Source organism: Actinoplanes philippinensis (assembly GCF_900113015.1).
Classification (GTDB): domain Bacteria; phylum Actinomycetota; class Actinomycetes; order Mycobacteriales; family Micromonosporaceae; genus Actinoplanes; species Actinoplanes philippinensis.
On record NZ_FONV01000004.1, the window covers coordinates 1 to 16,686 of the forward strand.

19 protein-coding genes are annotated in these 16,686 nt (G+C 72.9%); 7 read left to right on the forward strand and 12 right to left on the reverse strand.

Going from position 1 to position 16,686, the window contains the following annotated elements:
• Positions 1–494: 494 nt before the first annotated feature.
• The gene (locus tag BM290_RS10225; protein WP_203779330.1) at positions 495–914 is read left to right on the forward strand and encodes an ester cyclase; all 420 of its coding nucleotides are present in this window, start codon (positions 495–497) and stop codon (positions 912–914) included.
• A gap of 24 nt (positions 915–938) precedes the next feature.
• Here the strand turns inward: BM290_RS10225 and BM290_RS49630 are convergent, their stop codons facing one another.
• The gene (locus BM290_RS49630) at positions 939–1,268 is read right to left on the reverse strand and encodes a pentapeptide repeat-containing protein (RefSeq protein WP_093612510.1); all 330 of its coding nucleotides are present in this window, start codon (positions 1,266–1,268) and stop codon (positions 939–941) included.
• Positions 1,269–1,364: 96 nt separating this feature from the next.
• Between BM290_RS49630 and BM290_RS10235 the strand changes: the two genes are divergently transcribed.
• Entirely contained in the window at positions 1,365–1,760 is a 396-nt protein-coding gene (locus tag BM290_RS10235; protein ID WP_093612512.1) for a hypothetical protein, read from the forward strand.
• 31 nt (positions 1,761–1,791) lie between these two features.
• Here the strand turns inward: BM290_RS10235 and BM290_RS10240 are convergent, their stop codons facing one another.
• From BM290_RS10240 to BM290_RS10255, 4 genes are all read right to left on the reverse strand, one after another.
• The gene (locus BM290_RS10240; protein ID WP_093612514.1) at positions 1,792–2,160 is read right to left on the reverse strand and encodes a hypothetical protein; all 369 of its coding nucleotides are present in this window, start codon (positions 2,158–2,160) and stop codon (positions 1,792–1,794) included.
• A gap of 69 nt (positions 2,161–2,229) precedes the next feature.
• Positions 2,230–2,793 (reverse strand): hypothetical protein, encoded by a 564-nt coding sequence (locus BM290_RS10245; RefSeq protein ID WP_093612516.1) that lies wholly within the window; start codon positions 2,791–2,793, stop codon positions 2,230–2,232.
• Positions 2,794–2,895: 102 nt separating this feature from the next.
• Positions 2,896–3,504: a response regulator transcription factor gene (locus tag BM290_RS10250; protein ID WP_093612518.1), complete on the reverse strand. Its 609-nt coding sequence runs from the start codon at positions 3,502–3,504 to the stop codon at positions 2,896–2,898.
• Positions 3,505–3,617: 113 nt separating this feature from the next.
• Positions 3,618–4,727, reverse strand: coding sequence for an RAD23 family protein (locus BM290_RS10255; RefSeq protein WP_093612520.1), 1,110 nt, complete (start codon positions 4,725–4,727; stop codon positions 3,618–3,620).
• Between the two features lie 246 nt (positions 4,728–4,973).
• Between BM290_RS10255 and BM290_RS10260 the strand changes: the two genes are divergently transcribed.
• On the forward strand, positions 4,974–5,807 hold the full coding sequence (locus BM290_RS10260; protein ID WP_093612522.1) for a DUF1963 domain-containing protein: 834 nt from the start codon (positions 4,974–4,976) through the stop codon (positions 5,805–5,807).
• Here BM290_RS10260 and BM290_RS10265 read toward each other — a convergent pair.
• Positions 5,797–6,729, reverse strand: coding sequence for a phosphotransferase family protein (locus tag BM290_RS10265; RefSeq protein WP_093612524.1), 933 nt, complete (start codon positions 6,727–6,729; stop codon positions 5,797–5,799). The genes BM290_RS10260 and BM290_RS10265 overlap by 11 nt on opposite strands.
• Positions 6,730–6,928: 199 nt before the next feature.
• Here BM290_RS10265 and BM290_RS48200 point away from each other — a divergent pair, with 199 nt between their 5' ends.
• Genes BM290_RS48200 through BM290_RS10280 form a run of 3 tightly spaced genes read left to right on the forward strand, consistent with a single transcriptional unit; the run spans position 6,929 to position 8,828 of the window.
• Positions 6,929–7,105 (forward strand): hypothetical protein, encoded by a 177-nt coding sequence (locus tag BM290_RS48200; RefSeq protein WP_177319649.1) that lies wholly within the window; start codon positions 6,929–6,931, stop codon positions 7,103–7,105.
• A 23-nt stretch (positions 7,106–7,128) separates the two neighbouring features.
• The gene (locus BM290_RS10275; RefSeq protein WP_093612528.1) at positions 7,129–7,980 is read left to right on the forward strand and encodes a helix-turn-helix transcriptional regulator; all 852 of its coding nucleotides are present in this window, start codon (positions 7,129–7,131) and stop codon (positions 7,978–7,980) included.
• Positions 7,981–8,018: 38 nt separating this feature from the next.
• Positions 8,019–8,828 (forward strand): alpha/beta fold hydrolase, encoded by an 810-nt coding sequence (locus tag BM290_RS10280; protein WP_093612530.1) that lies wholly within the window; start codon positions 8,019–8,021, stop codon positions 8,826–8,828.
• Positions 8,829–8,888: 60 nt separating this feature from the next.
• On the opposite strand, the gene BM290_RS10285 is transcribed toward BM290_RS10280, so the two are convergent.
• The 5 genes from BM290_RS10285 to BM290_RS10305 form a co-directional block, all read right to left on the reverse strand.
• On the reverse strand, positions 8,889–9,323 hold the full coding sequence (locus BM290_RS10285) for a hypothetical protein (RefSeq protein WP_093612532.1): 435 nt from the start codon (positions 9,321–9,323) through the stop codon (positions 8,889–8,891).
• Positions 9,324–9,365: 42 nt separating this feature from the next.
• Complete coding sequence (locus BM290_RS10290) at positions 9,366–10,019, reverse strand: response regulator transcription factor (protein WP_093612534.1); 654 nt, start codon at positions 10,017–10,019, stop codon at positions 9,366–9,368.
• Positions 10,007–11,086, reverse strand: coding sequence for a sensor histidine kinase (locus BM290_RS10295; RefSeq protein WP_093613620.1), 1,080 nt, complete (start codon positions 11,084–11,086; stop codon positions 10,007–10,009). The genes BM290_RS10290 and BM290_RS10295 overlap by 13 nt, the downstream gene beginning before the upstream one ends.
• The gene (locus BM290_RS10300; RefSeq protein WP_177319650.1) at positions 11,086–12,429 is read right to left on the reverse strand and encodes an alpha/beta hydrolase; all 1,344 of its coding nucleotides are present in this window, start codon (positions 12,427–12,429) and stop codon (positions 11,086–11,088) included. Before BM290_RS10300 ends, BM290_RS10295 begins: the two co-directional genes overlap by 1 nt.
• A 276-nt stretch (positions 12,430–12,705) precedes the next feature.
• Positions 12,706–13,623: a DUF389 domain-containing protein gene (locus tag BM290_RS10305; protein WP_093612538.1), complete on the reverse strand. Its 918-nt coding sequence runs from the start codon at positions 13,621–13,623 to the stop codon at positions 12,706–12,708.
• A gap of 105 nt (positions 13,624–13,728) precedes the next feature.
• On the opposite strand from BM290_RS10305, the gene BM290_RS10310 reads away from it, so the two are divergent.
• Complete coding sequence (locus BM290_RS10310) at positions 13,729–15,729, forward strand: APC family permease (protein ID WP_093612540.1); 2,001 nt, start codon at positions 13,729–13,731, stop codon at positions 15,727–15,729.
• 26 nt (positions 15,730–15,755) lie between these two features.
• Here BM290_RS10310 and BM290_RS10315 read toward each other — a convergent pair whose 3' ends face one another.
• Positions 15,756–16,622: a helix-turn-helix domain-containing protein gene (locus BM290_RS10315; protein WP_093612542.1), complete on the reverse strand. Its 867-nt coding sequence runs from the start codon at positions 16,620–16,622 to the stop codon at positions 15,756–15,758.
• Positions 16,623–16,686: the final 64 nt, after the last annotated feature.

Below are 16,686 nucleotides of genomic sequence, written 5' to 3' on the forward strand. Positions count from 1 at the left end.
AGGGCAGGCGTTGCACCACCAGTGCCCGAACCGGTGCCACCCGGTAGCGGACATCCCGACCCCCGGGCCAACGACACGCCACGGGTGATCGACCAGCGAAGAACGGGGTTTACCCAACCGGTGAGGATTCGAGGAGAGATTCACGGTGACGGCGCCGGCTGGGTGGATCTTCCCTTCCACCCGAGCCGGCGCCGCCGCCCGCTTCGCGCCCCGGCAGTCATAGCGTCACAAAGCCAACCGGGGCAGCGGTAGTCACGGCGGACGCCCCTTTAGGCGTCGTACCGCAGGCGGATCAAGCAACCAACCGGAACCGCCGCTGCCGCGACCTGCACAGCTGATCACAACGGCCGTTCACCGTCACGTCACTCGGCGCAAGTCGGGACTTTAGGCCCCACTCCTTCGGGGAGATCCGGGGTCGGTGAGCCCTGGCGTCACCAGCGTCGAGGCTTTTGCGATACAGTCGTATTGTAAACGGGCTACGGAAGGACGCGATCATGACCTCTGCCGACGCGAACGTGACCGTCGTACGCACGGCCTTCGACAAATTGCAGCGCGGTGACCTGGACGCCTGCGCCGACCACCTCACCGAGGACTTCATCGTCAACCTGCCCGGGCTGCCCGGGCCTCTGCACGGCCGGGACATCTGGCGGTTCGGTGTCCAGGCCATGCGCGACGGCTTCCCCGACCTGCGCATCACCGTCGAGGACATCTTCGGCGCCGGCGACCGGGTCGCGGTCCGGCTGCACTTCACCGGCACCCACACCGGCGCCTTCCAGGACGTGCCCGCCACCCACCGGCACGTCACGTTCACCAGCATCGACATCTACCGGGTCGACGGCGCCCTGATCGCCGAGGAGTGGGTCTCCCCCGACATGGCCACCCTGATGCGCCGGATCACCGCCCCCGCCGGATGAACGGTGGCCGGAGCCGCTCACCCGTCACATCGCCGCCTCGTGGGGCCAGCCGACGACGTCCTCGGCGGTCACGCCGCGCAGCACCGCACCCTGCCACAGCGCGCCCGTGACATCGGTGCGGCCGAACGACGGATCGTGGGTCCGGACGGGACCGAACGTGGCGTACGACAGGTCGGTGTCCCGTAGGTCGGCCTCGCGCAGATCGCACCCCCCGAAGGAGACGCCCCGCAAGGACGCGCCGCGCAGATCGGCCCCGCGGAAGTCGCACAGCTTGAAGAACCGCCGGTCGAGGGTGGCGTGCCGCAGGTCGAGCCCCGCGAAGGACTTCCGTGTGGCGCCGGGCAGATCGATCACCCCGGAACGGTAGCGGAAGCCGCATCCGCCCGGCCCGCTCGTGCCGCCACCGGCGACCGCCGGAAAATGTCGTAGGTGGCCTCTACGCTGCGCAGCATGATCGAGAGACCCACCACGCGCTGGCGTGACCGCGTCGCGAAGCAGCAGGCCGAGGTCGCCGCGGGCACCCTGGCGCCGGACAGGGCGTATGCGTCGGAGCTGTGGCCACCGGCGTTCACCGCCGCCGTCGACGCGGTGCTGGCCGGCTACGAGCGCGACATCGCCGCCGCCGACACCGGCTCCGACGACGCGGTGTGGGCGGCTGTGGAAAAGGTCGTGGTCGGGCTCAACACCGCCGACGAGCCGTTCGGGGCGATCGAGACCGGCGAGCGTGAGCAGCTCGCCGACTACATCGACGCGGTGCTGACCGACGCCGGGGTGGACGTCGCGGCGCTGACCGGCCGCCGTGGCCGCGACCGCAGCGAGCTGACCGATGCCTGGCGCGCCTGGTGACCCGACGGCCGGCGCCGCCCGGCACGGGGCCTCAACTGCGGAGGCGGCCCTCGGGGGTGTCGACGAGGTAACAGGCGCTGTGCAGGATCTCCAGGAGCGCGGCCCGGACCCGGCTGATCGCCTCGTCGTCGACGTCGAGGCGGACCAGGCAGTCCTGCGGCAGGCCGAGCACGGCCGCCGACTTCGCGCCGAGCTCCAGGGACAGCTCGCGGCCGATCAACGTCCAGGAGGACGGGCCCGGCCCGGCGACTCCCGCGCTGTTGATCACCTCGTCGATCCAGCCGTCATACCGCGCCCGGATGTGCATGAGCGTCACCCCGCCGGTGTTCAACGTCAGCGTGAGGTCGTCGTCGGTCTCCCAGACGTCGATCGCGTCGGCGTGCAGTCTCGGCGTGTTCACGCCAGGGACCGTACAACGGCAGGTGGCCGCACCGGGCAGGGGTGCGGCCACCTGGGTCGGGGCGGGCGGTCAGAGCTGGCCGAGCAGTGCCAGCAGGAGGTTGAGGATCGCGGCCAGGGCCGCCGCGCTCGGGATCGGGTCGAGCAGGCCGGCGATCGCGCACAGCAGGTTGCCGAGCAGGTTGCCGGGCGCGGACACCGCGTTGAGGACCAGGTGGACCTGGTTGAGGTCGACGACCAGGCCGAGCAGGTCCAGGTGCAGCGGGCCGAGGGTGAGGTCGAGGATCCGGCAGGTCGCCTGGGCGATGGCCGCGGGCGTGGTGACGGTCTGCTCGACGGTGCCGACCGTGCCGCCGGCCGCGTCGGTGAGCGTGCCGGTCAGGGTGCCGGTGGCGACCAGGCTGCCGTTCCGGTCGGCGAAGCTCGTGGGGGTGAAGGTCCCGGCGAAGACGCCGTCGCCGCCGTTCGCGTCGGTGAAACCGCCGGTCACCGGGACACCGGGGACGGCGGCGGCCGGCGCGGGGGCCTGCGTGTGCGGCGGGGCGGCCACCGCCGCGCCGGCGCCCGTGGTGGCGAGTCCCAGCGCCACGAGCAGCATGGCGACGATCATCGAGATCCGTTGCCGGTGTGTCATCGTTTCTCCTCGTTCTGCTCCGGTTTTCTCTTCACCGACAAGCCTCGATGCCGGGGAGGGCCCGCCCTAGTGAGTTCTGTCATCGGCCGCGGGTTACAAGAGTCACGTGAGCCAGCCGGCGTTCTCGGCGACGCGGACGGCTTCGAGCCGGTTGCGGGCGCCGGTCTTGCGCAGGATCACCGACATGTAGTTGCGGACGGTTCCGGCGGTCAGGTGCAGCGTGGCGGCCACCTCCGCGGACGGCACCCCGGATCCGGCGATCCGCAGCACGTCGGCCTCCCGTGCGGACAGCGGGCTGGGCCGGGCCGCGACCATCGCGACAGCCAGACGGGCGTCGATGACCCGTTCACCGCGCGACACCTGCCGGATCGCGCGGACCAGCTCGTGCGGCGCGGCCTGCGTGCCGATCACCCCGCGGACGTGCACGTCGAGCGCGCGGTGCAGCCTCGCGGGGGCGTCCGGGCCGGCGAGCACCAGGGTGGCGCAGCGCGGCTGTTCGGCGCTGAGCCGGGTGAACGACTCCAGTCCGTCCCCGGCGAGCAGGCCGACGTTGACGACCGCCACGTCCGGGGGCACCGCGCGGGCCATGCCGGGCGCCTCGTCGAGGCGGGCCAGGTCGGCGACGACGGTGAGGTCCTCCTCCCGGGAGAGGGTCGCGGTGAGGGCGCCACGCAGCAGGTTCATGGGTTCGACGAGCAGAATGCGGATCACGAAGGCCTCCCAGCCAGGGGTTGAGCTCTGCGGTGGGATGCCGGCGTCCGATGGCACGGAGGCCGGCGGACGGCACGGCGCCGGAAGCGCCGGCCCGGGTCCGTACCGCGTGATCAGCTGGGAGGACCGCTGTACCGGACGGATCGCCCGGTGAGGCTCACATCCGTGAGCGGGAGGATCGTGGCGACCGGTGCGGCCGGCCGCCACGGCGACGGGACGGTGCCCGCCGGGGACGCGCCGCCGCCGGCGGCATCACGGAACTGCCCGGCGCCCGCGGCTTGCGAATCCGGAGCGGTGAGAGGTCCGTGGCCGGTCACCGTCGTCGGTGACGGTACGAACGAACGAGCGCCGTGCGAATGCGGAACCCGTGAGGCCGCCAGGGGGACTGCCCACGAACCGGGCCCGGCACACGAGGCGGGCGCCACCGGAACAGCGGCGACGACATCCATCGCCGGGTGTGGCGCGGGCACTGTGCCGGTGCCTCCGACTGCCCGATCCACGTGCGCCAATGCAGCACCCTGCCGCAGTCCCGAGTCCACGAGATCCACCGGCGGCCATGGACGGAACGTCTTCGAGGAGGTGATCAGAACCGGCGCCGGATCCACGCCTTCGAGACCAGCGATGTCGCCCTGCCATCTCTGAAGCTTCGTGGCCTCGGACAGAGCCGTCGCGGGCAACGAGGTCACCAGGGCGACGACCTCTCGCGGAGGCACGATCCGTTCCACGACCTTCGGGACAGCGGCCTTCGGCAATCGTGTCACCGAGCCGACGACCTCTCGCGCGGGCGTTGTCCGTTCCACCGGCTTCGCGAGCGCGGCCTTCGGCAACGTCGCCTTCGATCCGGCGGCTTTGTCCGCCGGGACCTTCGGGACCGCGACTTCACGCGAGGGACCCACGGCCTTGCGCGACGGGACCTTCGGAACCGCGACCTCCCGCGACGGGACCTTCGGAACCGCGACGTTGCGCGGTGACGTCGTCGGGACCACGGTCTTGCGGGGCAGCGTCTTCGCTACAGCGGGCACTTTCCCGGTGGTGACAGCGGCGGCGGGCACTTTCCCGGTGGTGACAGCGGCGGCGGGAACGGGCGAGCCCGGGACCACCCCGTCCGCCCGTGCGCCCCGGTCGAAGAAGCTCAGAAGCACATACGCCACCAGCGCGAACCCGATCACCAGCAGAAGGTGGACGACACGCCGACCCGTCACCACTGACGTGTCACCGCGCATGATCCACCTCCCCACGAATCTCAGGCCATCAATGCCTGATACCCACTGAACCGAGCCCGACACCCGGGAAGCTTCACGGGCAGTCCTCAACCGTCACCATGATGGTGACGACGATGGCCGTCAGAGCGGCGCCGCCCCGATCACGAAGACGACCAGCCGTTTCCCGGCGAACGGCGGGGACGCGCCCTGGTACGGGCAGGGCTCCGAGAGCGCCCCGGAAAGGTGTTCATGGCATCATCCTGGCCCATGGATCATCAGGGGCGGTTCCGGAGCGCGGCGCTCGAAGCGGACATCCCGGCCGACGAGATCAGCGTGTTCCTCGGGCATCTGCGTCTGTCGTACCGGCTGAGCGGCGGTTCCGGCGGCGTCCCGGCCGGACGGTTCGGTGGTGAGCCGCGGCTGCCGGAGGGTGTGGAGTGGCCGTCCGCCGACGGCCGCCCGTTGCCGTTCGTCTTCGCCGTCGACTGCGCCGCGCTGCCGGTGGTCGACGGGTCCGGCCTGCCGGCGCGGGGTTCGATGTACTTCTTCCTGGCCCACGAGGACGACCACCTGGCCGCCGCGACCGGCGAGCGGAAGTACGCGCGGGTGCTGCACGCCGACGCCGCCCTCGACGAGTTCGACCTGAGCGCCACCCTGGTCGCGGAGCTGCCCGGCTGGTTCGAGCCGGACGAGGAGGAGGACGAGGACGACCTGTCCCCGTTCCAGGTGCGGCGGGCCGCCGATCTGGAACGCGACCTGCCGCACCTGGCGGAGCTGACCGCGCTGGCCGACGAGTTGTGGCCGCCGGACGACGGCCTGGCCAGCGCCTACCTCGGTGGGTACGCCGACGACGAGGTGATCGGGAGCATCGCCGAGCAGACTCTCGCCGGCCGGGAGAAGGCGGGCGAGATCGTCGTCCCGGTGGCGAACTGGTACTCCGCCGTGGAGAAGGAGGCGCACCGCCTGTCGGGAGAGTGGCTGTCCCTGGCCCGGTTCCCGCTGGACGACGAGTTCTACTACGGCAGTTTCGTGATCCGCCACGACGATCTGTCCGCCGGCCGTCTGGATCAGGCGCTGTCGGTGACCGAGTTCAGCGAGTAGGGCGCAGCAGGGCCACCAGGCCGGGCAGCCGGTCGAAGAGGTCGGGGAGGCCGCGTACCCCGTGGTGCGCCGCCTGCTGGGACAGCGCGAGGTCCGGCCCGGCCGGCGCCTCGGTCCCGGCGAGACACCGCAGGATGTTCCACCGCAGGTGTCCCAGCCGGCCGCTGATCAGGTGGACGAACCAGCTCGGTCCCGGCGGCGGCAGCGTCCCGCCTCCCGCGGTGTAGCCGTCGAGCACCGCACGGAAGACGGCGGGTTCGATGCCGTCGAGGCCGGGACCCTTGGCGAGGCTCAGCGCGGTCGAGCCGAGTTCGCCGGAGAGGTCGATCAGCCCGGACAACTCCCAGTCGAGCAGCACCGGCCGGCCGTCGCGGGCGAGCAGGTTCCACGGGTGGACGTCGCGGTGGGTGAGCACGACGGGCCCCGGCCGCGGGCAGTTGTCGGCGAAGTCGGCGATGGCCTGGAACTCCCCGGCCCGCGAGCCGAGTTCCGCGGCCCACGGCTGCCGGGTCGCGGCCGCCCGCTCGGCGAGGCCGGCCCAGTCCCGCGGCGCCGGCTCCTCGACCGCCGGCTCGGGCCACGCGATGTCGAGGGCGTGCAGGCGCGCGAGGATCTCGCCGACCTCGAACGCGTACGCCGGGGAGACGGGCGCCTCGGGCATCTTCCGCCCCTCGACCCACCGGTGCACGAGCGTGTCGGGGCCGGCCGCGATCGGCTCGGGCATCGGGATCCCGGCCGCGAAGGCCGCCCGCTCGAACCGGAACACGTCACCGGCACGGTACGGCGAGCGCCGGTCGAAGGTGTTGACCTCCTTGACCGCGAACGACCCCCGGTCGGTGTCGAGCCGATACATCCGGTTGGCGAACCCACCGTGGACCCGGCGCATCGGGCCGACCGGCACGCCGAGACGCGAGAGATCCATCCCCGCAATCTAGGCCGGCGGCCCCGGCGCCGGACACCCCTCCGGGTCGCGATCCACTCACCGACAGCGATCACCGCCGTCGATTCCACAGTGGTCACTATACGTAATGTTGGTGTGCGGTGACGGCCTGCACCGCAGTGCTGGACATCACTTGAACTGGGATTTTCCGGCGGTGTTTCGGTGTCGTAACGTGCGCAGCGTGATCTTCTTCGACGACTCGGACGCCGTCGCCGTCCAGTATTCGCCGGTTCTGCCCGCCCGCACCGGCGCCCGTGCCATCGCGGGTCGTCTCGCCGCCGGCGCCGGCGCCGCGACGTTGATGCTCGTCGCCGTCGCCGCCGCGGTCGTGGCCACCGCGGTCCTGGTGACCGCCTGACCCGCCCCCGATAGTTTGTCGCCATGACGCGTGCGGAACTCGGTGATTTCCTGCGGCGGCGACGGGACGCGCTGACCCCGGCCGCGGCGGGCCTGCCCGGTGGCGGCCGGCGACGGGCGCCCGGGCTGCGCCGTGACGAGGTGGCGTCGCTGGCCCACCTGTCGGTCACCTACTACGAGCGACTCGAACAGGGCCGGGGTCCGCATCCGTCGGCCGCCACCCTCGCCGCGCTCTCCGGTGCTCTGCGGCTGACCGGCGACGAACGCGACCACGTCTACCGGCTGGCCGGGCACGCGGCGCCGGCCGGCCCGGACGAGACGCCCGACCCGGGTCTGCTGGCGCTGCTGCACGGCAACGCGTCCGCCCCGGGTTATCTCGCCGACGACCTGGGCACGGTCCTGGCGCAGAACGCGTTGAACGTCGCGCTGTTCGGCCCGTTCACCGGTCTGCCCGGCCGGGACGGCAACCTGGTCTGGCGCTGGTTCACCTCGCCGCAGTGGCGCGACACCCTGGAGCCGGGCGGGGATCACGAGCCGACCGGGCGGGCCTATGTGGCCGACCTGCGGGCGGTGACCGCTCAGCGCGGCCACGACGAGGCGGCTCTCGCCCTGGTCGAGGACCTGCGGGCGGTCAGTGCCGAGTTCGCCCGGATGTGGGACGAGCACCACGTGTCGGCGCTGCACTGTGCGACCAAGCACATCGTGGACCGGCGGGTCGGCCGGCTCGATCTGGACTGCGTGGTGGTGACCAGCCCGCACTCGCGGCAGCGGCTGCTGTTGCTGCTGCCGATGGCGGGCACCGGCACCGAGGCCCGGCTGCGGGGTGTTTTATCCCCGCACCGACGGGACGTGGCTGACGGCCGCCCGCGTTCCTAGGGTTTCCCGGACCGCAAGATCACCCGGGAGGAACCCGTATGAACACCGTCGTCCTCGTGCACGGCTTCTGGCACGGCAGCTGGTGCTGGAGCCCCGTCACCGAGCTGCTGGCCGGGCACGGCGTGCCGTCCGTCGCCGTCGACACCGAGGGGCACGGGCTGCGCGCCGCCAGGCCCGCCTCGCCGGACGCGGTGTCCCCGGCGGCCGGCGTGACCGCCACCTCGGCCGCGGAGCTGCTCGTCGAACAGCTCCGTACGATCGGCCGCGGCGAGCCGGTCACCGTGGTCGCGCACAGCATGGGCGGCGCGGTCGCCACCCGCGCGGCCGAACTGGCGCCGGAGCTGTTCGCCGGCCTGATCTACCTGACCGCGTTCGCGCCGGTCCTCGGCCTGCCCGCGGGCGCCTACATCGACCAGCCGGAGAATCTCGGCGAGCACGTCACCGCCCTGATCGCCGCCGACCCCGCGGTCACCGGCGCGCTGCGCATCGACCCGGCGAACACCGAGGCCGTCCGCGACTGCTTCTACCACGACGTGCCGCGCCCTCTGGCCGATGCGGCGATCGCCCTGCTCACCCCGGACGGCCCGCTGGGCGTGACGACGGAGGCGTTCGAGGTCACCACCGCCCGTTTCGGCCGGATCCCGGTCACCTACCTGGTCTGCACCGAGGACCGGGCCGTCCCGCCCGCGCTTCAGCGCCGCTTCGCCAAGGAGATCGAGACCAGGACCACCGCGGCGGTACGGGTGATCGAGCTGCCCACCGCGCATTCGCCGTTCCTGTCGCACCCCGCCCTGCTGGCCGGGACCATCAAGGCCGTCGTCGATCCCGCCGGCGGGGCGCACGGGTGACCGCGGCGAGGTGAGCGTCACCCGGCCCGGCCGCACGCCGGCGGGCGCGGCCCGGACGTGTCAGCGCCCGGGCCGGACACGCAGGTCACCGCGGACGCCGGTCACCGAGATCGGCCCGGTGGCGGACAGGTCGAGGGCGGTTTCCGGTGGGACCTCGAGGTCGTAGGCGATCTCGCAGTCGATGATGATCTGCACCGTGTGGTCCGGGCGGCCGCAGGTGGCGTGCAGGGTCAGCGTCGTGTCGTCCCGGTTCTCCTGCAGCCACGGTTCGGCCAGGGTCCAGGCGAGGCGCCGGTGGACGGTGATCCCGGGGCCACCGGCCCGTACCGTGATCGGGCCGTTCCGGTTGTCGACGACGACGGTCCGGGCGGCCGGGAACCGGGTCGTCGTGTCGGCGCTGCGGGCGGTCGCGGCCGCGGCGGTCAGCACGCCACCGGCCAGCAGGACCACGGCGCTGAAGACCGATCCGCCGGCACGCCACCGCCGGCCGGTCACGCGCGCTCCACATGGCCGGTCACGCGCGCTCCACATGGCCGGTCACGCGCGCTCCACATGGTCGAGGTAGTGGAGCACGGCCAGGACCCGCCGGTGGTCGGTGTCGGCGGGCGTCAGGTGCAGCTTGGCGAAGATGTTGTTGACGTGTTTCTCGACCGCGTGCCGGCCGATGCCGAGGATGTCGGCGATCGCCGTGTTGGAGCGGCCCTCGGCCATGGTGGCGAGCACGTCGGTCTCGCGTGGGGTGAGCCGGCGCAACGGGTCGGTGCGCCGGCGGGCCAGGAGCTGGGCGACCACCTCGGGGTCCAGGGCGGTGCCGCCGGCCGCGACCCGGCGCAGCGCGTCGAGGAACTCGTCGACGTCGGCCACCCGATCCTTGAGCAGGTAGCCGAGGCCCCCGGTGTGCCCGGTGAGCAGCTCGGCGGCATAGCGTTCCTCCACGTACTGGGAGAGCAGCAGGACGGCCGTCGCGGGCCGCCGTCGCTTGAGGGTCAGGGCGGCCCGTACGCCCTCGTCGGTGTGGGTCGGTGGCATCCGCACGTCGACCAGCGCCAGGTCGGGCCGGTGCTCGTCGACGGCGCGCAGCAGCCCGTCGGCGTCGTTCACCGCCGCGCAGACCTCGATGCCGCCGCTGGTCAGCAGTTTGACCAGGCCGGCGCGGAGCAGCACCGAGTCCTCGGCGATCACGACCCGCACGGCAGGTGCACCTCCACCTCGGTCGGCCCGCCGGGCGGGCTGGTGATCCGGAACGTGCCGTCGACCGACGCCACCCGCTGCGCCAGCCCGTGCAGGCCGCCGCCGGGCCGGACCGCCGCCCCACCGGCGCCGTCGTCGGTCACGGCCAGCCGTAGCAGATCACGATCGCGGACCACCGTCACGCCGATCCGGGTGGCGGCCGCGTGCCGGGTGGCGTTGGTCAAGGTCTCGGCGACGACGAAGTACGCGATCTCCTCGATCACCGGTGGACAGCGGCCCGGCAGGCCGACGTGCAGGTCCACCGGTTGGGGCAGGCGGGCGACGAGCCCGGACAGCGCCGCGTCGAGCCCCCGGTCGTCGAGCACCGCCGGGTACAGCCCGCGGACGAACCCGCGCAACTCGGCCAGCACGTCCTTGGCCTGCTGGTGGGCGTCGGTGACGGCGTCCCGGGCCGGGCCGTCGGGCAGTGCGCCGCGGGCCATGCCGAGGGTCATGGCCAGGGCGACCAGGCGCTGCTGGGTGCCGTCGTGCAGGTCCCGCTCGATCCGGCGGCGTTCCGCGGCGGCGGCGGCGACCGCCTGCTCCCGGGCCCGGGCCATCTCGGCGAGCCGTTGCGCGAGCGCCTCCGCCGGGTTCGGGCCGAGCAGCCGCCGGGCCAGCACGGTGTCGAACCGGGCGAGACCGGCCGCCGACACCGCCGCGAGCAGCAGGAGAGCGACACCGGCCGCCGCCCGTACGTCGCCGCGGACGACGAGCGCGGTGAACCCGAGACCGGCCGATCCCGCCCCGCCGACCACCGCGAACCCGATCACCCCGATCGGCAGCGCGAGCAGGTGGAACGCGACCTGCCGGCCCATCGCGCCGGGCGCGGTCACCTCGGGGATCTCGACGCCGAGCAGGGCGGCGAACCGGCCTCGCTGGACGGCGGTGCGCCGGGCTGCCACCGCCCGCAGCGCCCCGGGCCGGACCGCCGCGACCGGCAGGACGAGCAGGGTCCGGACGGCGCCGGCGAGCCCGACCGGCAACCCGGTCAGCACGTGCACCACGGCCCGCCAGACACCCGTCATCAGGCCGTGCACACCTTCCCGGCCGGCGGGAGGACACCGTCGACGAGCAGGTCGTCGATCGCGGCGGTGACACAGGGGTTGGAGCCGTAACCGCCGTGGCGGGTCGCCTCCTGGGTCAGCAGGCGGCCGTTGTCCAGATTCTTCGCGGCGCTGACCGCCCAGTCGTACGGCGTGGCGGTGTCGTGGGTGGTGCCGACCACCAGGATCGGGCCGGAGCCGGTCGCGTGGATCGGGTGCGGCCGGTAGGCGGGCGGCACCGGCCACTGTCCGCAGAGCACGGTGGCGGCGGTCATCCGGCCGAACAGCGGGTACCGGGAACCGGCGCGGCCGGCATCCGCCATCACCTGCCGGGCGGTGCGGTGCTCGGGCAGGTCCAGGCACTGCACCGCGTGGTAGGACTCGCCGCCGAAGGTGGGCTCGCCCGAGGGTTGCCAGGTTCCGGCGCGCAGCCGGCGGAGCAGGTCGTCCAGGGCGGGCCAGGCTTGCGGGGACCGCAGGTAGCCCGGGACCAGGTTGCCGAGTTCGCTGCTGGCGGCCACCAGCGGCCGCAGCCATGACCGGGAGCGGTCGGCGGTGAGATCGGCGATCGGGCAGGTCGCCCTGGTGGCACAGCCGGCGTGGTAGTCGGTGAACGCCTGCTCCAGCGCCCGGGTCGCGCCGTCGTAGAAGTCCGCGTTGTCACTCTGCGGGTCGACGACCGCGTCCACGGCCATCCGGTCGACACGGCCGGGGAACAGGTCGGCGTAGAACAGGCCGATTCTCGTGCCGTACGAGAAACCCGCGTATTTGATCTTGGCTTCGCCGAGCAGGGCACGCAACCGGTCCAGATCACGGGCCGTGCTGAGGGTGTCGACGTGGTCGAAGAGTGGCCCCGTCCGTCGCCGGCACGCCGTCGCCCAGCCGGCGGCGGCCCGCTCGAAACGCAGCCGCTCGGCGACCGTGCCGGGAACGGGCAGCTCCGCCAGCTCCCGGTCCGACCCGGGCGGGCAGGTGATCGGATGCGACGCGCCGATCCCCCGCGGATCCCAGGACACGATGTCGTACGACCGGCGCAGCCTGTCGCCGAACCGGCCGGCGAACCGCGCGAGGAAGTCCACCCCGGACTCCCCCGGGCCGCCGGGATCGGTGAACACCGAACCGGCCCGCTCGCCGGTGGCCCGCAGCCGCGCGACCTGGAGGCCGATCGCCGGGCCGCCGGGCCGCGCCCAGTCGACGGGAACCCGCACCGTGGCGCACTCGAGGGGCACCCCGTCGGCCGGGCAGGGCGCCCACTGCGGCCCGGATCCGGTGGCCGCCCCGGAGACCGCGGTGATCGCGGCCGTCGCCAGGACGATCGTCGTCATCCACGTCATGGTGGTTCTCATCATGCTCCTGCCGGTCGATTCCACTGACCGCACCAGCGTCGAAGATGACGAACGTCGCAGGAACCCGGCAGGCGGGCCCCGGCAGGGTGAGGACGTCCCTACCGGACACCGGTCAACCCGGCCGCCGGTTGCCGCGGCAGGCCAGGTCGCCGGCCACGGCAGCGCCCGGACGGCCGGGGCGGCGGGAGGCGGGCCGGTCGAGGCGCCGATCCCGGCGATCCGCGACGAGCCGGAGATGGCGGACCTCGACAGAGGTCAGCGGCGGCGCCAGGCCACCTGCTGGACGAGCAGGGTCAGGACGCCGGCCAGGACGATCGAGGCCATGTTGATCGCCAGTTGCAGGAGGGAGCCGTACGCCTCGTGGCTCACGCCGTAGGCCAGGGCGACGGCCGCGTTGGCGGCGGCCGGGACCGTGGTGACCGAGATCAGGACGCCGACCAGGGTGCCGGCCTTGGCCGAGGTCAGCGACAGGATGCCGGCGACGCCGCCGAGGAAGCCGATCACCCAGGACAGGGCGTCGGGCCGCCAGATGAAGTCGGTCAGCGGGCGCTTGGCCAGCAGCATCGACTCGTCGACCAGGCCGGCGGCGGTGAGCAGCCACACCGCCACCACGGTGACCAGCATGCCGACCGGGAACCCGACGGCCAGCGCCACCGCGGACCGGCGGAGAAGGACGGCCTTGCGCTGCACGAGACCGACACAGAGCGCGGCGAGCGGACCGAACTCGGGCCCGACCACCATCGACCCGACGATGAGGATCGGCTGATCCAGCAGCACCCCGACGGCGGCGATCACCATCGCGACACTCATGAAGGTGAGGAACGCCACCGACAGGGCGGTCTCCTCCCCCGTCTGCTGCTCGATCTCGTGCCACACCACGGCGTCGACACCCAATCCGGGGGTACGCCGTGCCGCCCGCTCGGCCGACGCGGACAACGCCGCGTCGACCTTCTCCACGACGATGGCGCCCTGCCCGTCGACTCCCAGCTCCCGGAGCCGGTCGAGCACGACGGTGGCCCCCTCGCGGACGACGTCGAACTCCACCACGTCACCGGCCGGGTCCTTGGCCGCCGACGGCAGCACCACCAGATGGGTGACGGCGTCGTCGCCGAGGAGGAACCGCTGGATGGTCGCGCTGACCGGTGGCGGCGCGATGACACGAACGTGCAGCATGGCGGCAGTTTAGTGACACGGCTCCCGGGTGATCACGGCTGGACGTCCGGTCGTAGCGTGATCGCGGCGGCACCAGGCCGCCGCCGACGAGTACGGAAGTGAGCCATGGAGAAGACCACCGAGGAGCCCGCCGAGCCGGGGTATGCGATACCCGCGGTCCTGGACACGCCGGCGCAGGAGCACCCGCACAGCGGAAGGCTGGCGACATGGCTGCTCAAGCACCGGGTGCAGCCGGTCGGCCCGGCCGCCGGGGAGGCGCACGCCGAGCAGCATCCCTGGTGGAAGGTGATGTGCCTGACCGGCGTGGACTACTTCTCCAGCCTCGCCTACGTGCCGGCGATCGCCGCGGCCGCCGCCGGCGCGGTGTCCCCGCTGGCGACGCTGCTGATCGTGGCGCTGACCCTGCTGGGGATGCTGCCGATGTACCGGCTCGTGGCCGAGGAGAGCCCGCACGGCGCCGGGTCGGTGGCGATGCTGGAGCGGCTGCTGCCGTTCTGGCGGGGCAAGGTCTTCGTGCTGGTCCTGCTCGGGTTCGTGGCGACCTCGTGGATCATCACGATCACGCTGTCCGCCGCGGACGCGAGCCTGCACGTGCTGGAGAACCCGCACGCCCCGCACTTCCTGGAGGGGCACGCGGTGGCGCTGACCGTGATCCTGCTGCTGCTGTTGGGCGGGGTGTTCCTGCTCGGCTTCAGCGAGGCGGTCAGTGTCGCGATCCCGCTGGTGGCGGTGTTCCTGGGGCTCAACGCGATCATCATCGGCGCCGGGATCGTGGAGATCATCGGCTCGCCGGACGCCTGGTCGGCGTGGACGGCCGCGCTCACCGCGGGCGGCGGCGGGGCCGGTGACCTGATCGTGCCGGCGCTGGTGGCGTTCCCGCTGCTGGTGCTGGGCCTGTCCGGGTTCGAGACGGGGGTCAGCATGATGCCGCTGGTCGCCGCCGAGGGCGAGACCGGGGAGCAGCGGCTGCGGTCACGGATCCACAACACCCGCAAGCTGCTCACCGGCGCCGCGCTGATCATGAGCGTCTACCTGCTGGCCAGCAGTTTCGTCACGACCGTGCTGATCCCGGCCGCCGAGTTCGCCGAGGGTGGCGGCGCCAACGGCCGTGCCCTGGCGTGGCTGGCGCACGAGCAGCTCGGTGAGGTGTTCGGCACCGTCTACGACGTCAGCACCGTGCTGATCCTGTGGTTCGCCGGCGCGTCGGCGATGGCCGGGTTGATCAACATCGTGCCGCGGTACCTGCCGGGGTACGGGATGGCCCCGGAGTGGGGACGCGCGGTCCGGCCGGTCGTGCTGGTCTACACGCTGATCAGCGTCGCCCTCACGATCGCCTTCGACGCCGACGTGGACGCGCAGGCCGGCGCGTACGCCACCGGCATCCTGGCGATGATGGTGTCCGGCGCGTTCGCGGTCACCGTGGCCACCTTCCGGCAGCACCGGCCGCTCGTCGGCGCCGGGTTCGGGCTGCTCACCGCGATCCTGGCGTACGCCCTGGTGGACAACGTGATCGACAAGCCGGACGGGATCGCCATCTCGGCGATGTTCATCGCCGGCATCATCGTGGTGTCGCTGATCTCGCGGGTGTCGCGCACCACCGAGCTGCGCACCGACCGCATCGAGTTCGACGACAACGCCCGCCGGTTCGTCACCGACACGATCGCCCACGACGGGCGGATCAACCTGATCGCCAACCGCCGTCAGGCCGGTGACGCGAACGAGTACGCCCTGAAGGAACGCGAGCAGCGCGGCGACAACCCGGTCCCGGGCACGGCCGACGTCATCTTCCTGGAGATCGACGTCGTCGACCCGTCGGCGTTCAGCGATGTCCTGACCGTGCGGGGTGTCGAGGTCGACGGCCACCGGGTGCTGCGCGCCGAGGCGCCGGCCGCGCCGAACGCGATCGCCGCGATCCTGCTGGCCCTGCGCGACAGCACCGGCGTGCGCCCGCACTGCCACTTCGCGTGGGCCGAGGGCAGCCCGCTGGTCCACATGGTCCGGTACTTCCTGCTCGGCCGCGGCGACACCGCCCCGGTCACCCGGGAGATCATCCGCGAGCACGAGGCGGACCCGGCCCGCCGCCCGGGCATCCACGTGGGCGCCTGATCGACGCCCGGAGCGGCCGGCCACCGTCACACGGCGGCCGACCGCCCGGGACGGCGGACGGCGGCGCGGAACGCGATCGGTGTGACGCCCGCCCGCTGCAGGAAGTACTTGCTGAAGTTGGTGGCGCTGGTGAACCCGAGCCGGGCGGCGACCTGCGCCGCCGTCTGGTCGCTGTGCGCCAGCAACCGTTTCGCCTCCAGGATCAGCCGCCGGTCGATGAAGTCCTTGGCGTTGACGCCGGCCGCGGCCCGGGTCGCCCGGGACAGGGTCCGCGCGGACCAGCCGAGCCGGCGCGCATAGTCCTCCACGCGCCGGGTCCGGGTGAAGTCCCGCTCGACAGCGTCGCGGAAGCGCAGGAACGTGTCGCCGCCCGGCGGGCCGCCCGCGGTCGGCGCCAGCTGCAGCACCAGCACGGCGAGCAGGTGACGCAGCACCGTCTGCCGCACCTCGATCGGGGTCCGGCCGGGCGCGGCGAACACCCGGCCGAGGTGCGCCGCCGAGTCGTCGAGGGCCGCCCGCTCGGCCGGGTCCGGGTCGTGGACGACCCCGGCGTGCGGGTCGTCGAGGCGCACCGCGGCCGCCGTGGCGGCGTCGAGGAACTCCGGCTCGAACAGCACCAGCGTGCCCTCCGCGCCGCCCAGGTCGCCCCACTGCTGCACCTGGCCGGGCCGCACCCACAGCCACCGGCCGGGCGTGAGCGTGTGGCCGGTGAAGTCGACGGTGTGCTCCAGCCGGCCGCTGCGCAGGCAGAGCAGGTGGTGGAAGGTGGGCCGGCGCGGCTCGGCGGAGGCCCGGCCGCGCAGCCGGGCCAGCTCCAGGACCTCGATGCCGCCCGGTGTGCCGACCGGCGCCGCGAACCCCAGCTCGGCGATACCTTGTCGGTTTTTGACCATCACGAGTCGCCACACTACCCGGTTACGTCCGTTTTTCGCTCCTACCGTGGACGCAACAGCACAG